Source organism: Pseudomonas karstica, assembly GCF_009707515.1.
GTDB classification, from domain to species: Bacteria; Pseudomonadota; Gammaproteobacteria; order Pseudomonadales; family Pseudomonadaceae; genus Aquipseudomonas; species Aquipseudomonas karstica.
In genome coordinates this window covers 132,718-139,312 of sequence record NZ_WLYI01000013.1, presented here as the reverse complement: position 1 = coordinate 139,312, position 6,595 = coordinate 132,718, and the positions used below count along the sequence as shown (strand labels likewise).

General features: G+C 58.3%; 6 protein-coding genes and 1 pseudogene. 3 read left to right on the top strand and 4 right to left on the bottom strand.

What is annotated here, in order from left to right; genetic code table 11:
* Window positions 1–135: 135 nt before the first annotated feature.
* Window positions 136–1,683: a phosphoenolpyruvate carboxykinase gene (locus GIR22_RS11700; RefSeq protein WP_154743475.1), complete on the bottom strand. Its 1,548-nt coding sequence runs from the start codon at window positions 1,681–1,683 to the stop codon at window positions 136–138.
* 179 nt (window positions 1,684–1,862) lie between these two features.
* Window positions 1,863–2,765 (bottom strand): Hsp33 family molecular chaperone HslO, encoded by a 903-nt coding sequence (hslO, locus tag GIR22_RS11695; protein WP_154743474.1) that lies wholly within the window; start codon window positions 2,763–2,765, stop codon window positions 1,863–1,865.
* A 126-nt stretch (window positions 2,766–2,891) separates the two neighbouring features.
* On the opposite strand from hslO, the pseudogene GIR22_RS26400 reads away from it, so the two are divergent.
* Window positions 2,892–3,056 (top strand): annotated as a pseudogene (locus GIR22_RS26400) (phosphatase PAP2 family protein); the annotation flags it as partial.
* A gap of 19 nt (window positions 3,057–3,075) precedes the next feature.
* On the opposite strand, the gene GIR22_RS11690 reads toward GIR22_RS26400, so the two are convergent.
* The gene (locus tag GIR22_RS11690; protein ID WP_246208253.1) at window positions 3,076–3,435 is read right to left on the bottom strand and encodes an RNA-binding S4 domain-containing protein; all 360 of its coding nucleotides are present in this window, start codon (window positions 3,433–3,435) and stop codon (window positions 3,076–3,078) included.
* A gap of 345 nt (window positions 3,436–3,780) precedes the next feature.
* Here GIR22_RS11690 and rimB point away from each other — a divergent pair, with 345 nt between their 5' ends.
* Both rimB and rimK read left to right on the top strand, forming a co-directional pair.
* On the top strand, window positions 3,781–4,263 hold the full coding sequence (gene rimB, locus GIR22_RS11685; protein ID WP_154743473.1) for a retropepsin-like aspartic endopeptidase RimB: 483 nt from the start codon (window positions 3,781–3,783) through the stop codon (window positions 4,261–4,263).
* On the top strand, window positions 4,260–5,165 hold the full coding sequence (rimK, locus tag GIR22_RS11680; protein WP_154743472.1) for a 30S ribosomal protein S6--L-glutamate ligase: 906 nt from the start codon (window positions 4,260–4,262) through the stop codon (window positions 5,163–5,165). The genes rimB and rimK overlap by 4 nt, the downstream gene beginning before the upstream one ends.
* Window positions 5,166–5,247: 82 nt before the next feature.
* On the opposite strand, the gene GIR22_RS11675 is transcribed toward rimK, so the two are convergent.
* Window positions 5,248–6,561 (bottom strand): ATP-binding protein, encoded by a 1,314-nt coding sequence (locus GIR22_RS11675; RefSeq protein WP_154743471.1) that lies wholly within the window; start codon window positions 6,559–6,561, stop codon window positions 5,248–5,250.
* Window positions 6,562–6,595 lie beyond the last annotated feature (34 nt).

Here is a 6,595-nt window from a genome sequence, read left to right as displayed (position 1 = left end):
AGGACCTTCAGCGGTTTCAAGGCCCCCAGGCTGCGCCAGCGGCTACAAATGATCCCTGTAACCGCTGTCGACTAACCTTTCGCCTACAAAAAAGCCGCCCATAAAGGGCGGCTTTTTCAAACAGCTACCGAAATCTTACAACTTCGGACCAGCCGCCTTGATCGCATCGCTCACTTCAAACTTCTTGAAGTTCTCGATGAACAGACCCGCCAGCGCTTTCGCCGCTTCATCGTAGGCAGCCTTGTCAGCCCAGGTGTTACGTGGGTTCAACAGACCAGTCTCAACGCCCGGTACGGCCAATGGCACGTCGAGGTTAACGGTGTCCAGGTGCTCGGTCTCAGCACCAATCAGCGCGCCGCTCTGGATCGCTGCAATCACGCCACGGGTGGTCGGGATGTTGAAGCGCTTGCCAACGCCGTAGCCGCCGCCGGTCCAACCGGTGTTGACCAGGTAGACCTTGGAGCCGAAACCGCGGATGCGCTTGATCAGCAGCTCTGCGTATTCGCCAGCCGGGCGCGGGAAGAACGGGGCGCCGAAGCAGGTGGAGAAGGTCGACTTGATGCCGCTGCCGGAACCCATTTCAGTCGAGCCTACCAATGCGGTGTAGCCGGACAGGAAGTGGTAGGCCGCTTGTTCTTCGCTGAGGATGGACACTGGCGGCAGTACGCCGGTCAGGTCGCAGGTCAGGAAGATCACCGCGTTTGGCTCGCCACCGAGGTTTTTCGGTGCGCGTTTTTCGATCAGTTCACGGGGGTAAGCGGCGCGGCTGTTCTGGGTCAGGCTGTCGTCGGCGTAGTCGGCCTTTTTGTCGGCATCAAGTACGACGTTTTCTAACACTGCACCATGTTGGATGGCTTTCCAGATGACCGGCTCGTTTTTCTCGGACAGGTCGATGCACTTGGCATAGCAACCGCCTTCGATGTTGAAGACCACGCCCACGCCCCAGCCGTGTTCGTCGTCGCCGATCAGGTAGCGGCTTTCGTCGGCAGACAGGGTGGTTTTACCAGTACCCGACAGGCCGAAGAACAACGTCACGTCGCCTTCTTCGCCCATGTTGGCGGCACAGTGCATTGGCAACACGTCTACCGCAGGCAATAGGAAGTTCTGCACGGAGAACAGGGCTTTTTTCATTTCGCCGGCGTAACGCATGCCAGCAATCAGCACTTTCCTGGCCGCGAAGTTGATGATCACGGTGCCGTCGGAGTTGGTCCCGTCACGCTCAGGTTCGCAGACGAACTCTGGAACGTTGAGGATCTGCCACTCGCCCTTGTCGCCGGCGTTGTACTGGCCTGCTTCAGGGTTGATGAACAGGCAACGGCCGAACAGGTTGTGCCAGGCGGTACCCGTGGTCATTTTGACCGGCAGGTAGTGCGCAGGGTCGGAACCTACGTGAACGTGGGATACAAAACGCTCACGCTCGCCGATGAAGGCTTCAACGCGGTTCCACAGTGCGTCGAACTTGTCGGCCGGGAACTTGCGGTTGATCGGGCCCCAGGCAATAGCGTCCTGGGTGGAAGGCTCTTCAACGATGAAACGGTCGACCGGCGAACGGCCGGTCCGGTGACCGGTACGTACGACCAGCGCGCCAGTATCGGCAAGCTCGCCTTCACCGCGCTGCAGGGCTTCTTTGACCAGATCGTCAACACTCAGATCGGTGTATACGGCGTTATTGGCTTGCGTCATGAGGTTCCCCGTCGGCCAATGGCCGAGTGCTCCAAACGTTTTGTAGTAGAAAGTTGCGCACTACTACCGCGAAAAAAGTGGGCCGGATTATGCCAGAAAAGTCCAAAAAGAGTAGGGCCCTCCCGTCAGAACTGCGCTAATCCGGCATTTTTCAGGTGAATTACCTGTGCTTAAACGTTTTAGTGGCGGGTGCCTGAGGGGCTGTCGACACCCGCCCCGGCGAACAGTTGAACGATATCCGCAGCATCGAACAGATAGCGCTGGTTACAGAACTGGCAGTCGATTTCGATGTGACCGCCGTGTTCCACCACCAGGCTCTGGGCATCCTCCAGGCCCAGGCTCACCAAGGCGTTGGCCGAACGCTCGCGGGAGCAACTGCAGCGGAAACACAGGGGCTGCACGTCAAACATCCGCACGGCCTCTTCGTGGTACAGGCGGTGCAGAATGGTTTCGTTGCCCAGGCCCAACAACTCTTCGGCGGTCAAGGTGCCGGCCAGTGCAGTGATGTTACGCCAGCTTTCGACGCGATCATCGTCGTCCTTGATGCGATCGGCCGGCAACTGCTGCAACAGCAAGCCACGAGCGCGCTTGCCGTCGGCGTTGAGCCAGAAGCGGGTGCCCACTTGCTGGGACATCACGAAATAGTTGGTGAAACAGTCGGACAGTGTTTCGCCATCAAGATCGACGATGCCCTGATAGCGCTGGCCCTCGGTCGGGTCGACGGTGAGCGCCAGTACGCCGTTGGGCATGAGGTCGGCCAGGGTGGCGTCCGGTGCGATCTGGTCGGCTTCATAACGGGCCAGGCCACGGATTTCACGTTCGCTGGAACATTCGATCATCAACAACGGGATCGGGCCTTCGGAACGGGCCTGGAGGATCAGTAATCCATCGAACTTCATGGTGCCAACCAACAGCGCGGCGGCAGCCATCAGCTCACCGAGCAATTGCGCGACCGGCTCCGGATAGGGGTGCTTGGCGAGGACTTCGGCATAACTGCGCTCCAGGGCGACCAGTTCGCCACGGGCGTCGTTGTCGTCGAAGATGAAGCGTTGGGTGAAGTCGGTATCCGGTAAATCAGTCATAGGTCTGGGTATCTGAATTGATGACAAAATGATGGCAAACTTTATAGAGCTACGTGCGCTGGCACCATTTTGGTGCAACTTTTTACGGAGAAACGAAAAGCTTTCAGGGCAAAGAGCAAACAGTTTATGAACAATCCGGGTTTGTTCCAAGCCAAGTGGAACTTCAGGCGGTTGGCCTTGCGCAATTTACTTGTTCTGGGGTTGCTGTGTTTTTGGCTGTGGCCAGCGGGCCAGATGCTTTGTGTGATTTTCGACGAGTGGCTGTTTCATCTGTTCAACGAGCCTCTTGCGGCTCCGGTCAGTGAACCCATCAATCATCGTTGCCGCTGCCGCGAAATTTAAACAAGTCGCGCCGCTGCTTCTTACTCGGCTTGCCATCGGTACTGACACCGATGGATCCCGCCTTACGCATCGCCGCCGCTTTTTCGCGCTTGGCAATGCTGGCTTCGGTCTCGGCGTACAACGCCTGGGCTTCTGGTGCCCCGCGACGAACGATGGACAGTGCCTGGACCACTACGCTCCTCTCATCAAAACCGATGCGGATCTGGAACTCATCGCCAATGCGCGGCTCCTTACCCGGCTTGCAGCGTTCCCCACGGCAATGCACCTTGCCACTCTCGATGGCCGCCTTGGCCAAGGCACGAGTCTTGTAGAAACGCGCCGCCCACAGCTACTTGTCCAAACGGACTTTTTCGTCCTCTTCCTGCTTTTGAGCCACTTGAATTCCTCGCTCTGAAAAATGCCGCAACTTTACCGTTGAACCCCTTCGACGCATAAACCCTTGGGCTCACTTAAGATACGCCAGGTGTCACGCTGTTTCTGTGAGTTTGCAATGAACCACCTGTTTTCTGAAACCCGATAGATAACGGTCGCCATTTGCCGAATATTCTGCGTGAATACCGCGAATTCGGCGCGTCACCCACAGTGACGGTTTGGGGATTGTCACAATCCGTGAGCAGTTGAACGTTACTGTCCTCAAGGACAACGAAATATTTCTGATTGCCGGTTATCCATATTGAAGACATTTGACCATTTGACCGTTGTCGGTCTGCGTGAGTGGGTGGCCCTTCCCGAGCTGGGAGTAGCGGGCCTGCGCGCCAAAATCGACACCGGTGCCAGTACCTCAAGCCTGCACGCCACCGAGATCGAACCGTTCGAGCGCGACGGTGAAAAGTGGGTGCGCTTCACCGCACACCTGGGAAGTGTGGTGCAACTGCGTCACCGACGCTGCGAAGCACCACTGGTGGCGATGAAAACCATCAAGAGCTCCAACGGCCAGGCGCAGGTGCGCTATGTCATCAGCACAACCCTGGCCTTGGGTGATCGGGTGTGGCGAGTAGAGTTCACCCTCGCCTGCCGAAAAGCCATGCGCTATCGCCTGTTGCTCGGTTCCAAAGCCCTGATTGACGGCCAACTGGTAGTCAACCCAGGGCTCAAATACGTTCAAGACAAGCCGGTGTTCCCGGTCTCGAGTATCTCTGCCACAGGTGTTGCATGAAGATCGCTGTGCTGTCGCGTAACCCGCGTCTGTATTCCACCCGTCGCTTGGTCGAGGCCGGCACCGAACGCGGCCATGAAATGGTGGTGATCGATACATTGCGCGCCTATATGAACATTGCCAGTCATAAGCCGCAGATCCACTACCGGGGCAAGCCACTGGAAGGCTTCGACGCGGTCATCCCGCGGATCGGCGCCTCGGTGACCTTTTATGGCTGTGCGGTGTTGCGCCAGTTTGAAATGATGGGGGTGTTTCCGCTCAACGAATCAGTGGCCATCGCCCGCTCCCGGGACAAGCTGCGCTCGCTGCAGTTATTGTCACGGCGCGGTATTGGCTTGCCTGTGACCGGCTTTGCCCACTCCCCCGATGACATTCCCGACTTGATCGAGATGGTCAACGGCGCACCACTGGTGATCAAGGTGCTGGAAGGCACCCAGGGCATCGGCGTGGTGCTCTGTGAAACCGCCACGGCGGCAGAGTCGGTGATCGAGGCATTCATGGGCCTCAAGCAGAACATCATGGTCCAGGAATACATCAAGGAAGCCGGTGGCGCGGATATCCGTTGCTTCGTGGTCGGCGACAAGGTGATTGCAGCGATGAAACGCCAGGCCAGGCCCGGAGAGTTTCGCTCCAACCTGCACCGAGGCGGTAGCGCCAGCCTGATCAAGATCACCCCGGAAGAGCGCATGACGGCGCTGCGAGCGGCCAAGGTCATGGGGTTGAGTGTCGCAGGGGTGGATATCTTGCGCTCCAATCACGGACCATTGGTGATGGAGGTAAACTCTTCACCTGGCCTGGAAGGAATCGAGACCACCACCGGCAAGGATGTGGCGGGAATCATCATCCAGCATCTGGAGAAGAATGGTGGGCCGAACATGACGCGCACCAAAGGCAAGGGTTAGGGGAACAGCTACAAGCTGCAAGTTAAAAGCTACAAGAGAAGAGAGTCCCCGCTTTTTTCTTGTAGCTTGTGGCTTGCTTCTGCTACACCGCATCTCTGGGCAACATCAGCCCCAGCGGCAAGCGCACCCGCGCTTCCAGGCCACCGTCAACCCGGTTGCGTAGCTCAACATTGCCACCATGCATCGAGGCAATCCGCCGCACAATCGCCAACCCCAGGCCGGTACCCTTGCCGCCACGGGCACGGTCGCCACGGGTGAAGGGGTTGAAGATGCCTTCCAACTCTTGCGGATCGATGCCGGCACCACGGTCCATGACACTCAGCACCACATAAGGGGCGCTAGGGTCTCCCGATACGTAAGCGGCCACCTCCACATCAGAGCCGGCGTGATGCAAGGCATTGCCGATCAGGTTGTTCAGCAACCGCTTCATCGACACCCGGCGCAACGCAAACGGCTGGATCGGCTCCAGCCGCATTCGCACCTGCTCACCGTTCTGGTTATAGGGCGCCACCACTTCACGCACCAGGTCCGTCAGGTCAAGCTCCTCCACCACCTCGTCACGGCCATCACGGATAAACGCCAGGAACTGGTCGAGAATCGCATCCATGTCTTCGATGTCACGAACCATGTCATCGGTGAGGTCGGTATGGTTGCCCATTAGCTCCAGGGAGAGCCGCAAGCGCGTCAACGGTGTGCGCAAGTCATGGGATACACCCGCGAGCATCAACTCGCGCTCCCGACCGGCCTGTTCCACATCCTCGGCCATCTGGTTGAAGGCGCTGTACACCTCGGTCATTTCACTCGGTGTGTCGCTGATCGGCAAGCGCACACTACGCCCTTGCCCCAGTTGGCGAGCGGCAAAAACCAGGCGTTTAAGCGGTTGGTTGAGTTGGCGCACAAAAATCCACGCCGATGCAGTGGACAGCAAGCCGATAGCAAGGAACCAGCCCAGCACGTTCCAGATTTTCTGTCCTCGCAGCGGATGCGGATACAGTGGCACTTTCAGCCAGCCATCCCCCAGGCTCGGTGCCCGCACCCACAGTGCCGGCGACACATGCATGCGCAGCCGCACTTCGGTGTCTTCACCCAGTTCAGCCTGCATCTGGCGTTGGTAAATCTCACTGTAGGGCCAATGCTGTTCGCCTTCTGGCACACCAGCCCCCACAACTCGAGTCAGCGTTGCCGCCTTTGCGATCGTCTCGCGGTTCTCGGGGTCTGCAGCCCAGTAGGCACGCAAGGTCAAGGCCACGCCGTGGCTGTACTGCCGATCCACCAGCACGTCTTCGTTCATCAGCAGATAAACAAGGGTCAGCGCCTTGGAAAACAGAACAACAATCAGCACCAGCCAAAGGGTGCGAGAGAAAAAACTTTGCGGGAACCACAGCGGGGTTTTCATAGAAGACAGCTAGACACCTTGCAGGAGCGAGCGG